Source organism: Campylobacter sp. CFSAN122748, from assembly GCF_045277125.1.
Classification (GTDB): domain Bacteria; phylum Campylobacterota; class Campylobacteria; order Campylobacterales; family Campylobacteraceae; genus Campylobacter_D; species Campylobacter_D jejuni.
On record NZ_CP116953.1, the window covers coordinates 483,909 to 502,501 of the forward strand.

Consider the following 18,593-nt stretch of genomic DNA (forward strand, 5'->3'; position numbering starts at 1 on the left):
TAAAGTGATGAAACATGCAAATTCAATAAAGTTAGAGTTAGTATGTAAAAAAATATCTTGGCGTATTTTGCCTTTGATTGTTTTGATGTTTTGTCTTTCTACGCTTGATAGGACAAATATTAGCTTTGTGAAATCTCATATAGAAATTGATGCAGGCATCGGTGAGGCTGCTTATGCTTTGGGTGCTGGAATATTTTTTATAGGTTATGCCATTTTTGAAGTGCCTTCAAATTTATTTTTGCATAAATTAGGAGCAAAAATTTGGTTGAGCTGTATAATGATCACTTGGGGTCTTGTAACTATGGCAATGATTTTTATACAAGGAGAAATAAGTTTTTATGTATTAAGATTTTTATTGGGTTTAACTGAAGCAGGTTTTAGTCCAGGCATTATTTTATACCTTGGTTATTTTTTCCCAGCTATATATCGATCTAAGGCTTATGGAATTTATCAAATGGGAGTTCCAATTGCTTTTGTTTTTGGTTCTTTAATTAGCGGTTTTATACTTGATTATACACCAAATATATATTTTAAAAATTGGCAATGGATGTTTTTAATAGAAGGAGGTATTACCGTTTTAGTAGGTATTTTTTGTTTATTTTATCTTGATTCACATCCAAAAGATGCAAAATGGTTAGATATAAAAGAAAAAGATATTTTGCTAAAACATATTGAAATTTCCAATACTAAAGCTAAGGATTATTCTATAAAAGATATTTTTAAAAGTATTTTGGCGTGGAAATTTGCATTTGTTTATTTTTGTATTCAATTAAGTGTTTATGGAGTGCTTTTTTATTTACCAAGTAAAATTGCCCAAATATTGCAAATAAATGTAGGTTTTGAAGTTGGACTTTTAAATGCCATACCTTGGATTTTTGTTTTTATCGCCTTGCCAATATTTACCTCATTGGCTGATAAAAAACATTCTTGGAATTTACATGCGATTTTATTTTTACTGCTAGCAAGTTTGAGCATGATAGCTTCAACTTTTGTTACAAATTTGGCGGCATTTTTATTTTTTATTAGCTTGGCTGCTATAGGTTTTATAGTCATTCAGCCTATATTTTGGAATTTGCCAACTCAAGTTTTAAAAGGAAAAGGAGCCGCGGCTGCTATTGCTCTTATAGGATCCTTGGGAAATTTAGGAGGTTTTGTAGCTCCTACTTTAAAAACATATATAGAAAATCATTTTGGAGTTGAGTTTGGACTTATAGTGTTAGCATTGATAGCAATTTTAGGTGTATTGGTATTAATACATTTAAAAATAACTTTAAATTTAGATAAAGGAGAATAAATGGATTTAAAAATTAAAAATAAGGTTTGTATTATTACAGGAGGGGCTAAAGGTATTGGGTATGGTATTGCTAAATTATGGGCAAGCGAAGGCGGAATTCCTGTAATTTTTTCAAGATCTATGCCTAAAGAGCACGATAAAGAATTAAAAAAATTATCTAGTGAGTATGAATTTTATGAAATTGATTTAAAAAATTATGAGCAAATTGAAAAGCTTGTAAAAAAAGTTGCTATCAAACATGGTGGAATCTATGCTCTTGTAAATAATGCAGGTACAAATGATAATTTACATATTGAAAATACAAGTACTCAAGATTTGATAAAATCTTATGAAAATAATCTTTTTCATTATTATACTATGACCAAAGAATGTTTGCCTTACATTAAAAAAGAACAAGGCAGTATTTTAAATATAGTGAGTAAAACAGGCATCACAGGACAAGGAAGAACTTCAGCTTATGCTTCGGCCAAAGCGGCTCAAATGGGTTTTACTAGAGAATGGGCTTGTGCTTTTGCTAAGGATAATGTTAGGGTAAATGCTATAGCTCCTGCTGAAGTTATGACTCCTCTTTATGAAAAATGGCTGCAAAATTTTCCTAATCCTAAAGAGCAATATGAAAAAATCGCAAAAGCTATACCTTTAGGCCATCGTTTTACTACCATAGAGGAAATTGCAAATACAGCGGTTTTTACACTTAGTCCCCTTGCTTCACATACTACAGGGCAAATTTTAATGCCAGATGGAGGTTATGTGCATTTAGATAGAGCATTAAATTGGGATGAAAACTAAGGAGTAAAAAATGACTGATTCTAAAAATATAAAAATAGCTATTGTTTTGGTAACTTCTCTTTTCTTTTTATGGGGAGTAAGCTATGGACTTATTGATGTGATGAATAAAAATTTTCAAAATCATCTTCATATTAGCCAGCATGAAAGTGGTTTTTTACAGTTTGCTTATTTTGGTGCTTATTTTATCATAGCCTTACCCGCAGGTTATATAGCCAATAGATTTTCTTATAAAATGGGAATCATTTTTGGCTTAGCTCTTTATGCCATAGGAGCTTTGCTTATTATACCTGCTACAAATTTGGCTTCTTTTCATTTGTTTTTGTTTGCGTTTTTTATTTTAGCTTGTGGTATTGGTTCTTTAGAAACTAGTGCAAATCCCTACATGACAAAGCTTGGTGATGAAAAAAATGCGAGTTTTAGAATCAATGCTGCGCAAAGTTTTAATGGTTTGGGGCAATTTGTAGGACCTATTATAGGCGGAGCTTTATTTTTATCTATTACTAAACAAGAAGAGGGTGCGAGTAAAGAGCAAATCGAGGCTGCATTGGTAGCTAATATGGGAAATGTCCAGCTTGTTTATATAGGAATTGCTGTCATTGTTATTTTGATTTTAATTGCTTTTGTTGCAAATAAGCTTCCAGAAGGAAGTGCGGTAAGTGATGATTATAAGCAAAAAGATGATTCTAAGCCCATATATGTTTTTAAACACAGACATTTTAACTTAGGGCTTTTAGCGCAGTTTTTGTATATAGCCAATCAAGTTGCAGCAGGAGCTTTTTTTATCAATTATGTTGTAGAACATAATGAAGGTTTAAAAGATGCGCAAGGTGCTTATTATTTTTCTATAGCTTTGGTTGCATTTATGCTAGGGCGCATTGTTTCTACTCCTTTGATGAAGATAATCAAAGGTGAAAAAATTTTAGGATTTTATTCTCTAATCAATGTGCTTATATGCTTTAGCTTGTATTTTGCTAGCGGGTTTTTTAGCATAGTGCTTTTAATAGCTTTATTTTTCTTTATGTCTATTTCTTTTCCTACTATTTTTGCGGTAGCAACAAAAAATTTACCTTTAAATCAAGTAAAACTAGGCGGTTCTTTGCTTGTGATGAGCATAGTAGGTGGAGCAATTATGCCTATAATTATAGGTTTTATTAATGATCATTATGGTACAGGCGCTGGGTATTTAGCAATGGCACCTTTGTTTTTATATGTGGCTTGGTATGGCTTTATAGGCTCAAAAGTGAGAAAAAATGCAAAAGATTTTTGATGCTCATCTACACCTTTGGGATTTGGAAAAAATACCTATTTCATGGATAAAAGACGATGAAAAATTAGAGCAAAATTATGATTTTTTTAGGATGAAACAAGAATATAAAGAATTTGAATTTATAGGTGCTATGTATGTTGAGGTTAATAGTGATGATTTAGAAAAGGAAGCTTTGTTTGCTTTGGAGCAAAAAAAGCTTCATAATCTTTTGTTTTGTTTAGCGGATTTTAAGCATAAAGAAGAGCTTAGTTCTTTTAGGGAAGTAATGCACACGAGCAAAAAAGGAGCTAAAAGACTATTTGAAGCAGACTTTGAAGAAAAAATAGAAATTTTAAAAACTTTCAATATACCTTTTGAGGCTTGTATTAAAAATGAAGAGCTTGGTTTTTTAGAAAAATTTTTAAGTAAAAATCCAAATTTAAAAGTGGTTTTAAATCATCTAGGAAGTCCAAAAATAAATCGTTTAAATGAATACAAAAAAGATTTAAGTTTTTTGAAAAAATTTCAAAATTTATATATCAAGCTTTCTATTCCTGATGGTTTTTCGCAAGAAACTCCTAAGGAATTTATTTTTGAGCTTTTTGCTTTTTTAAAAGAAAATTTTAGTGAGAATAAATTTATATTTGGGAGCAATTATCCAGTGGCAAAGATAACTCCAGCTAAGTGGGCCAAGCTTATTATAGAGAGTAAAATTTTTGATGATCTAGATAAAATATTTTACAAAAATGCTTTATTAATTTATAAAGGAGGATGAATGCAAAGATACGGTCAAATCATAAAAATAAAAAAAGAAAAAATAGAAGAATACAAAGAGCTTCACACAAAGCCTTATGAAGGGGTTTGTCAGATGATTAAGGAATGCAATATACAAAATTATTCCATTTATTTGTTTGGAGAATATTTATTTGCATATTTTGAATATATAGGTGCTGATTTTGAAGCAGACATGGCTAAAATGGCAAGAGATGAAAGCACACAAAAATGGTGGAAAGTAACAGATCCTTGTCAAATATCTTTAGGCTATGCAGGACAAAAATGGCTAAATATGGAAGAAGTATTTCACTTAGACTAAAAAAGGAGAAAAAATGACAACTTATTTAAATTATATTGATGGAAAGTTTATCCCACATAATGGAGAATTTATCGAAGTTTTAAATCCAGCTACCAAAGAAGTGATTTCAAGAGTAGCTAGCGCTTCTTTAGAAGATACTAAAAGAGCGATTGAAGCAGCCAAAAAAGCACAAAAAGTTTGGGAGGCTAAACCAGCGATTGAAAGAGCAAATCATTTAAAAGAAATAGCTAGTTTAATACGCAAAAATGCTAATTTCTTAACCGAAGTTTTAATGCAAGAGCAAGGAAAAACCAGAGTTTTGGCTAGCATAGAGATTAATTTTACAGCAGATTATATGGATTATACGGCCGAATGGGCTAGAAGATATGAGGGTGAAATCATACAAAGTGATAGAGCTAATGAACATATATATTTATATAAAAGTGCTATTGGGGTAATTGGTGGAATTTTACCTTGGAATTTCCCATTTTTCTTAATCGCAAGGAAGATGGCACCTGCTTTACTAACAGGAAATACTATTGTTATAAAGCCAAGCAGTGAAACTCCAAACAATGCTTTTGAATTTGCAAAGCTTGTTTCGCAAAGTTCTTTGCCAAAAGGTGTATTTAATTTGGTTGCAGGTAAAGGCAGTGTAGTAGGACATGAATTATCAAGCAATGAAAATATAGGTATGGTAAGTCTTACTGGAAGTGTTGAAGCAGGGATTAGAGTAATGGAAGCTGCGGCTAAAAATATCATTAAAGTTTCTTTGGAGCTTGGTGGAAAAGCACCGGCTATAGTGTGCAAAGATGCGGATATTGATTTGGCAGTAGAGGCGATTAAGGCAAGTAGAATTTGTAATAACGGACAAGTTTGCAATTGTGCTGAAAGAGCTTATGTGCATACAAGTGTTTATGATGAATTTGTAGATAAATTTGTAAAAGCCATGAGTAAGGTAAGCGTTGGAAATACTTTAAAGGGTGATTTTGATATGGGACCGCTTGTCAATCAAACAGGGGTTGATAATGCTTTAGCAATGCTTCAAAGAGCCACGGATAAAGGAGCAGTTGTAGAATGTGGTGGAAAAATCACCGATACAAGTGGATATTATTTTCCTGCAAGCGTTCTTACTAATGTTAAACACGAAGATGAGATCATGCAAAAAGAAATTTTTGCTCCGATTTTACCTATTGCTAAATTTGATACACTTGATGAAGCTATTGATATGGCAAATGATTGTGAATATGGTCTTACAAGTTCTATTTATACACAAAATTTAGATATAGCAATGAGAGCTAGCAGAGAAATTAAATTTGGTGAAACTTATATTAATCGTGAAAATTTTGAGGCTATGCAAGGTTTTCATGCAGGCTTTAGAAAAAGTGGCATAGGCGGAGCTGATGGAAAACATGGTCTTGAAGAATATTTAGCTACCCATGTGGTATATTTGCAGTATAATACTAATAAACAATGATTTTTATCCTATCTAAATTTTTAGATAGGAGTTATTATAATCTTGGAATCAAGTATGATGCTTTATAACTATGGATTAAACACTTTTTTAGTAATTTCTTAAAATCAATTTTGGAATTTTTCATTTTATCTAAAATGAGTAAGATTATTTTTATAAGTAAAACAATAATTAAAAATTAGTTTATGTTTTATAAATATTAATGTAAATTATGTAGGTTTATTTTATAAAAATTTTTAAAAGCATTTAAATTATTTCTAGTTTATATTTTTGTAAGTAAATTTTAGATATCATCCAAAGTTTATTACATTTTTAAAGAAAGGAATTATTGTGCCTACCATAAATCAATTGGTTAGAAAAGAGCGCAAAAAAGTTTTAGAAAAATCTAAATCTCCAGCGCTTAAAAATTGTCCACAAAGAAGGGGAGTTTGCACTAGGGTTTATACTACAACACCTAAAAAACCAAACTCAGCGTTAAGAAAAGTTGCCAAAGTAAGACTTACTAGTGGCTTTGAAGTGATCAGCTATATCGGCGGTGAAGGTCATAACTTGCAAGAACACAGCATTGTTTTAGTGCGTGGTGGTAGGGTAAAAGACTTACCAGGGGTTAAATATCACATCGTTCGTGGTGCTCTTGATACAGCAGGTGTTGCAAAAAGAACAGTTTCTCGTTCTAAATATGGTGCTAAACGTCCTAAAGCAGGCGCTGCAAAATAATCATTCATACAGACAAATCCGTTAGATTTGATTTTGTTTGAGTAAAATTTAAAATTTGAAGGAAAAATAATGAGAAGAAGAAAAGCTCCGGTAAGAGAAGTCTTGCCTGATCCGATTTATGGTAATAAAGTAATCACAAAATTTATTAATTCTTTAATGTATGATGGTAAAAAAAGCACAGCTACAACAATTATGTATGGTGCTTTGGAAGCTATTGATAAAAAAGGTGGCGAGAAAAAAGGTATTGATATTTTTAATGATGCGATTGAAAATATTAAGCCTTTATTAGAAGTAAAATCTCGTCGTGTAGGTGGTGCAACTTATCAAGTTCCAGTTGAAGTTCGTCCTGCTAGACAACAAGCTTTGGCGATTCGTTGGATTATTTCTTTTGCAAGAAAAAGAAGCGAAAGAACTATGATTGATAAACTTGCAGCTGAGCTTTTAGATGCAGCAAATAGCAAAGGTGCTTCATTTAAGAAGAAAGAAGATACTTATAAAATGGCTGAAGCAAATAAAGCATTTGCTCACTATCGTTGGTAAGAAGGAGTGTGTATGTCAAGAAGTACTCCTTTAAAAAAAGTTAGAAATATCGGTATTGCTGCTCACATTGATGCGGGTAAAACGACTACATCTGAAAGAATTCTTTTCTTTACAGGTATGAGTCATAAAATCGGTGAAGTTCATGATGGTGCTGCAACTATGGACTGGATGGAACAAGAGAAAGAGCGCGGGATTACTATCACTTCTGCGGCTACAACTTGTTTTTGGAAAGATCATCAAATCAATCTTATTGACACTCCAGGCCACGTGGATTTTACAATTGAAGTTGAAAGATCTATGCGTGTTCTTGATGGTGCTGTTGCGGTATTTTGTTCAGTGGGTGGGGTGCAGCCTCAAAGTGAAACAGTTTGGAGACAAGCAAATAAATATGGTGTTCCAAGAATAGTATTTGTAAACAAAATGGATAGAATCGGTGCAAATTTCTACAATGTAGAAGATCAAATTCGCAACCGTTTAAAAGCTAATCCAGTTCCACTTCAAATTCCAATCGGTGCTGAGGATAATTTTAAAGGCGTAATCGATCTTGTAACTATGAAAGCTTTAGTTTGGGAAGATGATACTAAGCCAACGGATTATGTAGAAAAAGAAATTCCAGCTGAACTTAAAGAAAAGGCAGAAGAATATCGCACAAAAATGATAGAAGCAGTTTCTGAAACTTCAGATGAGTTGATGGAAAAATATTTAGGCGGAGAAGAATTAAGCCTTGAAGAGATTAAAACAGGGATTAAAGCAGGATGTTTAAGTCTTTCTATCGTTCCTATGCTTTGCGGTACAGCGTTTAAAAATAAAGGGGTTCAACCTTTACTTGATGCTGTTGTGGCTTATTTACCAGCTCCTGATGAAGTGGCAAATATCAAGGGTGAATATGAAGATGGCACAGAAGTTTCTGTAAAATCAACTGATGATGGCGAGTTTGCAGGACTTGCATTTAAAATTATGACAGATCCATTTGTAGGACAACTTACTTTCGTGCGTGTTTATCGCGGTTGTTTAGAAAGTGGTTCTTATGCTTATAACTCAACTAAAGATAAAAAAGAAAGAATTGGTCGTTTGTTAAAAATGCACTCTAACAAAAGAGAAGAGATTAAAGTGCTTTACGCAGGCGAAATTGGTGCTGTTGTAGGACTTAAAGATACTTTAACAGGGGATACTCTTGTAAGTGAAAAAGATAAGGTAATCCTTGAAAGAATGGATTTTCCAGATCCAGTTATTTCTGTTGCAGTTGAGCCAAAAACTAAAGCAGATCAAGAAAAAATGTCTATTGCTTTAAATAAATTAGCACAAGAAGATCCAAGTTTTAGAGTTTCTACAGATGAAGAAAGTGGCCAAACTATCATTTCAGGTATGGGTGAGTTACACCTTGAAATTATCGTTGATAGAATGCTTCGTGAATTTAAAGTTGAAGCTGAAGTAGGTCAACCACAAGTTGCTTATCGCGAAACTATTAGAAAAACTGTTGAACAAGAATACAAATACGCTAAACAATCAGGTGGTCGTGGTCAGTATGGACATGTATTCTTACGCCTTGAACCACTTGAGCCAGGTAGTGGATATGAATTTGTTAATGATATCAAAGGTGGAGTAATTCCAAAAGAATACATTCCTGCGGTTGATAAAGGTGTTCAAGAAGCATTACAAAATGGTGTTTTAGCAGGTTATCCTGTGGAAGATGTTAAAGTAACTGTTTATGATGGAAGTTATCACGAGGTGGATTCATCTGAGATGGCGTTTAAACTTGCTGCTTCTATGGGCTTTAAAGAAGGTGCTAGAAAAGCAGGTGCTGTGATCTTAGAGCCTATGATGAAAGTTGAAGTAGAAACTCCTGAAGATTACATGGGTGATGTTATTGGAGATCTTAACAAACGCCGTGGTCAAGTAAATAGCATGGATGAGCGTGGTGGAAATAAAATCATCACAGCATTTTGTCCTTTGGCTGAAATGTTTGGTTATTCTACTGATCTTAGAAGTCAAACTCAAGGTCGTGCGACTTATTCTATGGAATTTGATCACTATGATGAAGTTCCTAAAAATGTTGCGGATGAAATCATCAAAAAAAGAAACGGTTAAATTTTTAGCGGGATTTTTCCCGCTTTCTGTCCTCGTAGCTCAGCAGGATAGAGCGCAAAATTCCTAATTTTGAGGCCGTGAGTTCGAATCTCGCCGTGGACACCATTTTATGGGGTGTTATTATGATAAAAATTGCTTTTTTTATAACTTTTGTAATTTCTTTTTTGGCAGCACAAAGCCCAGTAAATTTTAAAGAAGATAATAATATAACAAAAGAACGAAATATATTTAAAGAACAATCTCCAAAACGCATTAAAATTCCAACGCATTAAAATATATGTCAGATCTGATTACGCTAGCACAATTATCACAAGGGTATCGTTACAATAGTGATTCTTTAATTTTAGCTGATTTTATTTTAAAACAAGGAATTAAAGGCGCTGTTTTTGATGTAGGTGCGGGCTGTGGTATCATAGGTATTTTACTTAAAAAAAATATTGCAAATTTAAGTTTATCTTTGATTGATATTCAAAAAGAAAATATAAAATTGATTGAAAAAAATTTAAAATCCAACAAAATACAAGGCGATATTTTTCATGATGATTTTAATCAATTTCAAATCATAAAAAAATTTGACTTCATAGTCTGCAATCCTCCATTTTATAGACAAGGAGCTTACAAGAGTGAAGATCAGCATAAAGCTATAAGTAAATTTCAGGAATTTTTACCCTTGCATAGCTTTTTAGCTAAAACAAATTCTATGCTTAAGCCAAATGGTGCTTTGTATTTTTGCTATGAAGCTTTAGCTTTAGATGAAATTTGTTTTATTTTAAAAGATATGAAAATGAAAATAACAAAGCTTTGCTTTGTACATACACATCAAAACAAAAAAGCAAGACTTGTTTTGATACAGGTAAAAAAAGGTTCAAAATCGCCTTGTGAGATTTTACCTCCTTTTTTTGTATATGAAAATGAAATTTTAAGCAAACAAATGCAAGAAATTCACTTAAGATTTAGGTTAAAAAGTTATGATATTTGATAAAAATTTTTCTTATGCTTTTGATGAAAATGCTTGTGAGAAATGCGGTGGAAAGTGTTGTACTGGAGAAAGTGGCAATATTTTTGCGAGCAAGGAAGAATTAGAAGCATTAAGAAAGCATTTAAATTTAGAAAGCAAAGAATTTGCTGAAAAATACTTGAGAAAAGTGGGCTTTAAAATGAGTTTTAAGGAAGTCGAATGTGAAGATGGTTTTGCTTGCATTTTTTTTGATACTCAAAAAAGAAATTGTAGTATCTACGATTTTCGTCCAAAACAATGCAGAACTTTTCCATTTTGGGAATATTTTAAAACACATCAAAAGGAATTAGAAAAAGAATGTATAGGTATTTGTTATTTGTCTTAGCAGCCTTTTTTTTGGCAGCTTGTGGAAGTTCAAAAATCAATGTTGTTTATCCTGATTATACAAAATATAAAAGCAATGATTTTGATTTAAGGGTTATGAAGGCTTATAATTATGAGTATTATAAACAATACAAAGAAGCCAGAGATGAATTTTTAAGTCTTTATCAAGATTATAATAATACTAATTTTTTAGAAAATGCATTTTTACTTACTTTAGCAAACAATCTTGACAAGCAAGCAGAGTTAGATAATCTAGCAAAGCCTTATTTAAATCAAAATGACAATCTTAAGCGACTTAGTGCTCTTTATGCTTTAAATTCAAATGATATCAACAATGCTCAAAAACTTATGAAAGAGCTTTTAACAAAAAAGGATAGTGATCCTAGAAATTTAGAGCTTTATGGTGATATTTTGGTTAAAAAAAATGATTTAAAAAATGCTACAAAATACTATAGATCTGCTTATAATCAAGTGCAAAATGAAGAAATTTTATTTAAACTCATAGGAATTTATGCGATTTTGAATGATACTTTAAATATTAAAAATGTTTTAGAATTTTCAAGAAAAACCAATGGTTGCACTCTCAAAACTTGCGTCTTGCTTGCTAAAATTTATTTTGATGAAAAAAATATCGAAGCTTTAAAAAGTATATATAAAGAGCTTTATCAACTTACCAAAAATAAAAGTTTTGTATTGGCTTTAGTTGAGCTTTTAAATTCTCAAGGCAAAACAGAAGAAGCTTTAAAAATTTCTTTGCAGTATGATTTAGATGATGACATTAAACTCGCTTTGTATCAGAATTTAAAACGCTTTGATGATGCTAAAAAAATGAGTTTAGCTCTTTATCATAAAACAAAAAATAAAGAATATCTTCTACGAGCGGCAGTTTTTGAATTTGAAGCTGCAAATGAAGCTAAAAAAATCACTCCAAAAGTAATTGATTCTGTAAAAGAAAAATTCGAACAGGCTATCGATAAAGATAGCAATGCTTTGTATTTAAACTACTATGGATATTTGCTTATAGATTATGATTTAGATGTTAAAAAAGGTATAGAGCTTGTGAAACTTGCCTTAGAAAAAGATCCACAGAATTTGTATTATTTAGATTCTTTAGCTTGGGGGTATTATAAACTAGGCGATTGTAAGCAAGCATGGGAAATTTTAAAACAAACATTAGATGATAAAGAATTTGCAAATTCTGATGAGAGCAAAGCTCATATAAAAGCGATAAAGGCGTGTATAAAACCATGATATTGGATAAAATTTTTGAAAAAACAAAAGAAGATTTAAAAGAACGCAAACTAAAACTTCCTTATGATATGTTAGGGCGTTCTTTAGCTTCAAATCCTTTCTTTCCAAAAGATGTGATTAAGGCTTTAAAAAGAGTAGAAAAAGAAGTTAAAATCATAGCAGAAGTAAAAAAAGCAAGCCCTAGCAAGGGAGTCATTAGAGAAGACTTTGATCCTTTGAGTATCGCTTTAAATTATGAGAAGAACAAAGCTGCGGCGATTTCTGTTTTAACTGAGCCGCATTTTTTTAAAGGTTCTTTAGAATACTTAAGTCTTATACGCCGTTATACGCAAATTCCTTTACTTAGAAAAGATTTTATCTTTGATGAGTATCAAATTTTAGAAGCTTTGGTTTATGGGGCGGATTTTGTATTATTAATCGCTAAAATGCTAAGCATGAAAGAGCTTAAAAAACTGCTTGAGTTTGCAAGACATTTAGGTCTTGAGGCTTTGGTTGAAATTCATGATAAAGAGGATTTGAGTAAGGCTATTTTTGCTGGAGCGGATATCATTGGTATCAATCATCGTAATTTAGAGGATTTTACTATGGATATGAGTTTGTGCGAAAAACTTATCCCACAAATCCCAAATTCAAAAATCATCATCGCAGAAAGTGGTTTAGAAAATAAAGAATTTTTAGAGCATTTGCAAAATTTAGGCGTTGATGCTTTTTTAATCGGCGAATATTTTATGCGCGAAAAAGATGAAGGAAAGGCTTTAAAAGCTTTGCTTTAAGGAGGGAAAATGCAGTATTTGTATGCACCATGGCGGAGTGAGTATTTTGAAAAAGAAAAAAGCATTTGTCCATTTTGTGATTGTGCTAATAAGATCAAAAGCGATGAAGAATTAGGCGTGATTTTTAGAGCAAAGCATTGTTTTGGAGTGATGAACCGCTATCCTTATTCTGCAGGGCATTTTATGGTGATTCCTTATATACATGAAGAGCATATAGAAAATTTAAGTGATGAAATTTGGCAAGAAATGAGTTATTTTGTGCGTTTGGGGGTAAAAATTTTAAAAGAGCAAATTCATGCAAATGGAGTGAATATCGGTATGAATTTAAGCAAGGATGCAGGAGCTGGCATAGCTTTTCATTGTCATTATCATCTAGTGCCACGCTGGTCAGGAGATACAAATTTTATCACAACCATAGGAGAAACTAGGGTTTGTGGCACTAATATAGAGCAAGTTTATCAAAAACTTGTTTTGGCTTTTAAAAATGCTCAGTGAAGTTGAATTTGTAGAGTTTCAAAAAGAAAATTTCTCTTTTTTAATCGATGCAAGAAGCCCTAGAGAATTTTTGCATTCTCACTTGATAGGAGCTTTAAATTTTTATGCACTCAATGATGAAGAATATCAAGAAATAGGAACAATTTATAAGAAAAATCAAGCTTTAGCTAAGGCTATGGGTGCGAGTTATATTTGTCAAAATACCGCTAAGCATATATTAGAAATCACTCAAAATTTTCGCATAGGAGAAAAGGTGGGGATTTATTGTTCTCGTGGGGGTTTGCGTTCAAAGTCTATCGCAGTGATTTTAAGTGAGCTTGGCTTTAGGGTGGTGCGTTTAAAAGGTGGGTTTAAAGCTTATAGAACTTTTGTAACGCATTATTTCGAAAATGAAATAAATTTTGATTTTTTTGCTCTTTGTGGTAATACAGGTTGTGGAAAAACAGAGCTTTTAGAACAACTCCCACAAGCTATAAATTTAGAAAAAATGGCAAATCATTTAGGCTCGTCTTTTGGTGATATTTTAGGAAAACAACCTACGCAAAAAGCTTTTGAAGCAGAACTTTTTCACAATATTCAAAATTTAGAAAATTTTGCTTTCATAGAAAGCGAAAGTCGCAAAATAGGGGATATTATCTTACCTTTGAAATTTTATGAAAAAATGCAAAAGGCTTTTAAAATTTATTGTTTTTGTTCTTTGGAAAATCGCGTTAGAAGAATACAAAAAATTTATCAAGAAAAAATGACTCCTTTGAAATTTCAACAATGTGTGCAAAAAATCAGTCCTTATATCAGCTTAAATTTACGCCAAGATTTGCTTCAAAGTTATGAGAGAAAAGAATGGCAAAAGCTTATTGTTATGCTTTTGGAGTATTATGATAAAACTTATAAAAAACCAGATAAGATTGATCTTGAGTTAAATACTGATGATATTTTAAAAGCTAAAGAAGAGCTTTTAGATCATTTTAAAGCGCAATTACTTTTTTAATATCAGATAATTTTATTAAATAATCAAATTTTTTCTTCATCATCTTGTAATAATCCTTTTTATCTTTGTTGTTTTTTAACTTGGCTCAAATTTTTATTTTAATGCTAGTAATTTTGAATTATAGAGAAGTAAAATATTTTTTAAAATACCTATTTATAGTAATTTAAGATAAAAAAATAAATTTTGATAAAAAAAATATATAAAATATTTCTTAAATTTATATTTTTTTAAATCATTTTAAATATAATTATCTCGCAATTAAATTTTTGTAAGAAAGGACAGGTAAATGAATGCGATAAATTCAAGTTTTATTGTGTTGTGTACTTTGCTAGTTTTGCTTATGACTCCAGCTTTGGCAATGTTTTATTCAGGTATGGTAAGAAGTAAAAATACTCTTAATACTATAATGAATTGCTTTATTGTTTTTGGTGTTATTACTTTACAATGGGTAGTGCTTGGATTTAGTCTTTCTTTTGGTAAAGATGAAGGACTTGGGCTTGTAGGAAATTTCGAGAATTTCCTCTTAGAGGGTATTAGCGGATACAACGCTTCAGGCGTTCCAAATATTCTTTTTGTGATTTTTCAAATGATGTTTGCACTTATTGCATCTGCCATCATAACAGGCTCTTTGGTGGGAAGAATTAAACTGGGTGTTTTGGTGATATTTCTACTTTTTTGGAGTACTTTAGTTTATGATGTGTTAGCACATATGATTTGGAGCAGTGAGGGATTTTTGCTTAAAAGAGGAAGTCTTGATTTTGCTGGGGGCGGTGTTGTGCATATTAGCTCTGGGGTTGCTGGACTTGTAGGAGCTTTGATGGTAGGCGCTAGAAAAAGTGATGATGAGGATAAAAACGCGCATTCTATTCCTTATGCTTTCTTAGGTGCGATTTTGCTTTTTATAGGATGGTTAGGTTTTAATGCTGGAAGTGCTGGCGAAATGAATGATGTTGCTATCAATGCTTTTATAGTAAGTATTATATCAGCAGCTTGCGGCTTTTTATCTTGGGTGGTACTTGAGTGGCTCATCCATAAAAAACCGACTATTTTAGGTGGACTTAGTGGGCTTGTAGCAGGGCTTGTGGGAATTACTCCAGCTTGCGGTTATGTAGATATTTATGCTTCTCTTGTTATAGGGACTTTGTCTTCTGTGTTTTGTTATTTTGGTTTAAGTTTTATTAAATACAAACTCAAATGGGATGATTCTTTAGATGCCTTTTCTTTACATGGAATCGGAGGTATTTGGGGAGGAATTGCCACAGGGCTTTTTGCAAGTGCTAAAGTAAATCCTAATGTGATTGCCCAAAATGCACTTGGCGAGGGATTTTTTATCAGCGGAAGTTTGGAACTTTTAAAAGAGCAAATTTTTGCTATTGTGATTTGTGTGGTTTTGTCAGCTCTTATAAGCTTTGTTATTTTTAAGATTATCTCTTGTTTTACAGACTTAAGAGTAAAAGAAGAAGTAGAGCAAAAAGGCTTAGATGTGAGTTTGCACGGAGAAAAAGCTTATACTTTAGCTTAGTTGGCTAAATTTTTACTAAAAAGTCCTTGTAATCATAAACAAGGACTTCAAAATCATTCTTAATTAAAATCAGACAAATACTTTAAAATAAAGTGGATAAATTCATCACTATCATTTGGGCAAGTGATTAAATCATAATCGCACTTTGCTAAATGTTTATACTCCATACCTAGCTCAAAAATCGTTTCAGAACAATCAATGCAAAAAGAAATAGGGTAAATCAGAGCTTTATCGTTTAAATTTGCCAAAACATCGCTTGTATTTGGTTCAAGCCATTTTACAGGGCCTAGTTTAGACTGATAAGCTAAAATAAATTCATCAAAATGATCTTTTAGCTTTTCTTTTAAAATTTCTACATGATCATTTACATGCTTTTCATATAAATCACCTTTATCAATAATGCTTTGTGGTAAAGAATGCGCTGAAAAAATCAAAATTTTGGCATCAAATTTACTTTTTTTAGCCAAAATGTGCGAAACTATCATCTCGTTATAAAGCTCATTTTTGTAAAAAATATCTATAGTTTTTACTTTTGCTTGAATTTTTTGCTTTGAAATTTCATTTTGCAGAACTTCTAAAGATGAAGTTACTGTGGTGCAAGAATGGTGCGGATAAAGTGGAAAAAGAATGATTTCATCACTTGCATTTAAAGTGTATTTTTGCAAAATTTCTGTGGCAAAAGGAGGAACATAAAGATTTACAAAATCAAATTTAAATTCATCTTGTTTTAAATTAAGCTTGTCACACAGGCTTTGAGTAAGTTCGTTTAAAGGGGATTTTCCGCCCATTTTTTTATAGTTTTCTTGCATGGCTTTAACGCGAGCCTTTGTTATGATCCATGCTACAAATTTTCTTAAAAATCGATTTTTGATTCCTAAAATATAAGGATCATTAAACATATTTTTTAAAAAAACTTCACAATCTTGTAAATTCGTAGCTCCGCCCATATTTAAAAATAAAACTAATTTCACGCAAACCTTTCTAAAATTTCTTGAACTTTGTAAGCATCGCTCGTGCTGGCTAAATGATTGGGTTGATTATCGATAAGTTTTAACAAAGCTTCGTGTTCTGAAAAAAGTGGACTTTGTTGAGTAAGTTCTATAAAATTTCCATCTTTTAATAAAGAAAAGTCATTTAAATTGGCTTCATAAAAATGATTTTTAGTAATAAGATGAATTTTTCTTAGTTTTTGTGTGCTATTCCAACTTTGATGTATGCTAGCAATACATTTTTCAAGCTCACATAGAATAATGCTTTCACTTTCTCTTGTTTGATCTTGGGTGTATTTTTTAAGCAAATTGGTTTTTGTTATTTCTTGTTTGCTTAAAAAACAAAGCAAATCAAGATCATGCACAGCCAAATCTTGCAAAATCCCTACATCGCTGATTCTTTGTGGGTAGGGTGAAAATCTTTGTATGTTAATGCTGATAATTTCTTCATTTTCAAGCTCTTTTTTTAGGGCTAAAACCGCAGGATTAAATCTTTCGCAAAAACCTACACCTACTTTTATGCTGTATTCTTTAGCTAAATTTGAAATTTCGTCTATTTCTTTTAAATTTAGAGCTAAAGGCTTTTCGATTAAAACGCATTTGCATTGTTTAAAAACTTTTTTTGCTATTGTTAAATGTGAATTTGTAGGTGTTGCTATGATGATAATATCATTATTTTGATTTAAAAATTTATCCAGATCATCATAAAAAATATCATCAAAAATATTTAGGTTTGGATTTTTGCAAAGATCAAAAAGTGCATTAAGTTTAAAATGAGAATTTTTACTAAGTTCATTTAAGTGGTTTTGCCCCATTTTTCCAAGGCCTATGATACCTATTTTCATGGAATCAATCTTTAAAAATACAAATAACTTGCTCTTGCTCTTCTTCACTTAAAAAAGGTGAAAAAGGCAAAGATAAGATGTGTTCGCTTGCGTATTCTGAATTTTTAAGTTCTAAATTTGAAAACTCACTAAAGCAAGGTTGTTTATGCAAAGGGGTTGGATAGTGTATAGCATAAGGTATATTAGCTTTTTCAAATTTTTGCAATACACTAGCTCTATCTTCAACTAAAACACTGTATTGTGCATAAGCGCTAAAAGCATTTGGATTAATTTGTGGAATTTGACAGTTTTTTAAATTTGCATTATAAATTTGTGCTAATTTTTGTTTTTTGTCTAATTCTTTTTCTAGGTATTTTAACTTAACATTTAAAATCGCTGCTTGTAAGGTGTCAAGGCGTCCATTTATACCTATAAATTCATGTTTATAACGCTGAGTTTGTCCGTGATTGAGTAAAATTCTTATTTTTTTAGCAATTTCATCATCATGGCAAAAAATAGCCCCGCCATCGCCATAAGCTCCCAAAGGCTTCGAAGGAAAAAAGCTTGTGCATGAAATTTTAGCTATAGAGCAGGATTTTTCTCCTTTGAAACTTGCGCCAAAACTTTGTGCACCATCTTCGATCAAAGTGATATTTTTATCTTTTAAAATTTCTTCTAAAGCCCTTAAATCACTCATTTGTCCAAACATACTCACTACTATAACAGCTTTAGTTTTTGGAGTTATTGCTTTTTGCACTGCTTCAAAATCAAGATTGTAATTTGATAAATTTATATCTACAAAAACAGGTTTTGCACCTACCAAGGCCACAACTTCAGCTGTTGCTATGAAAGTAAAACTAGGCACTATAACTTCATCATCTTTGCCAATATCTAAGGTTCTTAAGGCAAGATATAAAGCACTGGTTCCACTTGAACAACCTATAGCGTGTTTAACGCCTAAAAAATGAGCTAAATTTTGCTCAAATTCGTTAAGCTTTGTACCGCCTATAAAAGAAGAGCTTGATAAAACGCTTTCAATTTCAGCATTGATTTCATCTTTGTATGCGAGATATTGGGCTTGAAGATTGATAAAATTCATAAAAAACCTTAGAGAAATAAAATTAAATAAAAATGTTTATTGTATTTTAGTTTTACTTAATTTAAAGTAATTTTGGTATGATATGTTTTTATA

20 protein-coding genes and 1 tRNA gene are annotated in these 18,593 nt (G+C 31.6%); 18 read left to right on the forward strand and 3 right to left on the reverse strand.

All coding sequences use genetic code 11. The features are described 5' to 3' along the window. The first annotated feature begins 7 nt into the window (after window positions 1–7). The 18 genes from OT390_RS02600 to OT390_RS02685 all read left to right on the forward strand — a co-directional run bounded on the left by OT390_RS02600 (window position 8) and on the right by OT390_RS02685 (window position 15,588). Window positions 8–1,294 carry an MFS transporter gene (locus tag OT390_RS02600; RefSeq protein ID WP_044278192.1) on the forward strand — a complete coding sequence of 429 codons (1,287 nt, stop codon included), beginning with the start codon at window positions 8–10 and terminating at the stop codon, window positions 1,292–1,294. Beyond that, window positions 1,295–2,083, forward strand: coding sequence for an SDR family oxidoreductase (locus OT390_RS02605; protein WP_002825115.1), 789 nt, complete (start codon window positions 1,295–1,297; stop codon window positions 2,081–2,083). It abuts the gene before it with no gap. A gap of 10 nt (window positions 2,084–2,093) precedes the next feature. Beyond that, window positions 2,094–3,350, forward strand: a complete 1,257-nt coding sequence (gene fucP / locus OT390_RS02610) for an L-fucose:H+ symporter permease (RefSeq protein ID WP_002868189.1) — start codon at window positions 2,094–2,096, stop codon at window positions 3,348–3,350. Further along, the gene (locus OT390_RS02615) at window positions 3,334–4,104 is read left to right on the forward strand and encodes an amidohydrolase (RefSeq protein ID WP_002837605.1); all 771 of its coding nucleotides are present in this window, start codon (window positions 3,334–3,336) and stop codon (window positions 4,102–4,104) included. Before fucP ends, OT390_RS02615 begins: the two co-directional genes overlap by 17 nt. Further along, a complete protein-coding gene (locus OT390_RS02620) occupies window positions 4,105–4,422 on the forward strand; it encodes an L-rhamnose mutarotase (protein ID WP_020837000.1) in 318 nt (105 codons plus the stop codon). It begins immediately after the preceding gene. Window positions 4,423–4,435: 13 nt separating this feature from the next. Next, window positions 4,436–5,875, forward strand: a complete 1,440-nt coding sequence (gene aldA, locus OT390_RS02625; RefSeq protein WP_002859043.1) for an aldehyde dehydrogenase — start codon at window positions 4,436–4,438, stop codon at window positions 5,873–5,875. 327 nt (window positions 5,876–6,202) lie between these two features. Further along, entirely contained in the window at window positions 6,203–6,589 is a 387-nt protein-coding gene (gene rpsL / locus OT390_RS02630; RefSeq protein WP_002782934.1) for a 30S ribosomal protein S12, read from the forward strand. A 69-nt stretch (window positions 6,590–6,658) separates the two neighbouring features. Then, the gene (rpsG, locus tag OT390_RS02635) at window positions 6,659–7,129 is read left to right on the forward strand and encodes a 30S ribosomal protein S7 (RefSeq protein ID WP_002779471.1); all 471 of its coding nucleotides are present in this window, start codon (window positions 6,659–6,661) and stop codon (window positions 7,127–7,129) included. 12 nt (window positions 7,130–7,141) lie between these two features. Further along, the gene (gene fusA / locus OT390_RS02640) at window positions 7,142–9,217 is read left to right on the forward strand and encodes an elongation factor G (protein ID WP_002797112.1); all 2,076 of its coding nucleotides are present in this window, start codon (window positions 7,142–7,144) and stop codon (window positions 9,215–9,217) included. Between the two features lie 28 nt (window positions 9,218–9,245). Then, window positions 9,246–9,322, forward strand: a tRNA-Arg gene (locus OT390_RS02645). A gap of 17 nt (window positions 9,323–9,339) precedes the next feature. After that, complete coding sequence (locus OT390_RS02650; RefSeq protein ID WP_002854981.1) at window positions 9,340–9,489, forward strand: hypothetical protein; 150 nt, start codon at window positions 9,340–9,342, stop codon at window positions 9,487–9,489. 5 nt (window positions 9,490–9,494) lie between these two features. Then, window positions 9,495–10,196, forward strand: a complete 702-nt coding sequence (locus OT390_RS02655) for a tRNA1(Val) (adenine(37)-N6)-methyltransferase (RefSeq protein WP_002854777.1) — start codon at window positions 9,495–9,497, stop codon at window positions 10,194–10,196. Then, window positions 10,186–10,560 carry a YkgJ family cysteine cluster protein gene (locus OT390_RS02660; protein WP_002855009.1) on the forward strand — a complete coding sequence of 125 codons (375 nt, stop codon included), beginning with the start codon at window positions 10,186–10,188 and terminating at the stop codon, window positions 10,558–10,560. Before OT390_RS02655 ends, OT390_RS02660 begins: the two co-directional genes overlap by 11 nt. Beyond that, window positions 10,533–11,810 carry a lipoprotein gene (locus OT390_RS02665; protein WP_002855132.1) on the forward strand — a complete coding sequence of 426 codons (1,278 nt, stop codon included), beginning with the start codon at window positions 10,533–10,535 and terminating at the stop codon, window positions 11,808–11,810. The genes OT390_RS02660 and OT390_RS02665 overlap by 28 nt, the downstream gene beginning before the upstream one ends. Continuing rightward, a complete protein-coding gene (trpC, locus tag OT390_RS02670; protein ID WP_002854779.1) occupies window positions 11,807–12,583 on the forward strand; it encodes an indole-3-glycerol phosphate synthase TrpC in 777 nt (258 codons plus the stop codon). Before OT390_RS02665 ends, trpC begins: the two co-directional genes overlap by 4 nt. Window positions 12,584–12,592: 9 nt before the next feature. Next, entirely contained in the window at window positions 12,593–13,078 is a 486-nt protein-coding gene (locus OT390_RS02675; protein ID WP_002854919.1) for an HIT domain-containing protein, read from the forward strand. Beyond that, entirely contained in the window at window positions 13,068–14,066 is a 999-nt protein-coding gene (gene mnmH / locus OT390_RS02680; RefSeq protein WP_002854897.1) for a tRNA 2-selenouridine(34) synthase MnmH, read from the forward strand. Before OT390_RS02675 ends, mnmH begins: the two co-directional genes overlap by 11 nt. Before the next feature lie 286 nt (window positions 14,067–14,352). Then, a complete protein-coding gene (locus OT390_RS02685) occupies window positions 14,353–15,588 on the forward strand; it encodes an ammonium transporter (RefSeq protein ID WP_002855055.1) in 1,236 nt (411 codons plus the stop codon). 59 nt (window positions 15,589–15,647) lie between these two features. Here OT390_RS02685 and hemH read toward each other — a convergent pair whose 3' ends face one another. From hemH to OT390_RS02700, 3 genes are read right to left on the reverse strand one after another with little or no spacing between them, the layout of a single operon-like run. Beyond that, the gene (hemH, locus tag OT390_RS02690; protein WP_002859048.1) at window positions 15,648–16,559 is read right to left on the reverse strand and encodes a ferrochelatase; all 912 of its coding nucleotides are present in this window, start codon (window positions 16,557–16,559) and stop codon (window positions 15,648–15,650) included. After that, window positions 16,556–17,422: a Gfo/Idh/MocA family protein gene (locus OT390_RS02695; protein WP_002859910.1), complete on the reverse strand. Its 867-nt coding sequence runs from the start codon at window positions 17,420–17,422 to the stop codon at window positions 16,556–16,558. The genes hemH and OT390_RS02695 overlap by 4 nt, the downstream gene beginning before the upstream one ends. A gap of 4 nt (window positions 17,423–17,426) precedes the next feature. Further along, complete coding sequence (locus tag OT390_RS02700) at window positions 17,427–18,500, reverse strand: DegT/DnrJ/EryC1/StrS aminotransferase family protein (protein ID WP_044278061.1); 1,074 nt, start codon at window positions 18,498–18,500, stop codon at window positions 17,427–17,429. Window positions 18,501–18,593 lie beyond the last annotated feature (93 nt).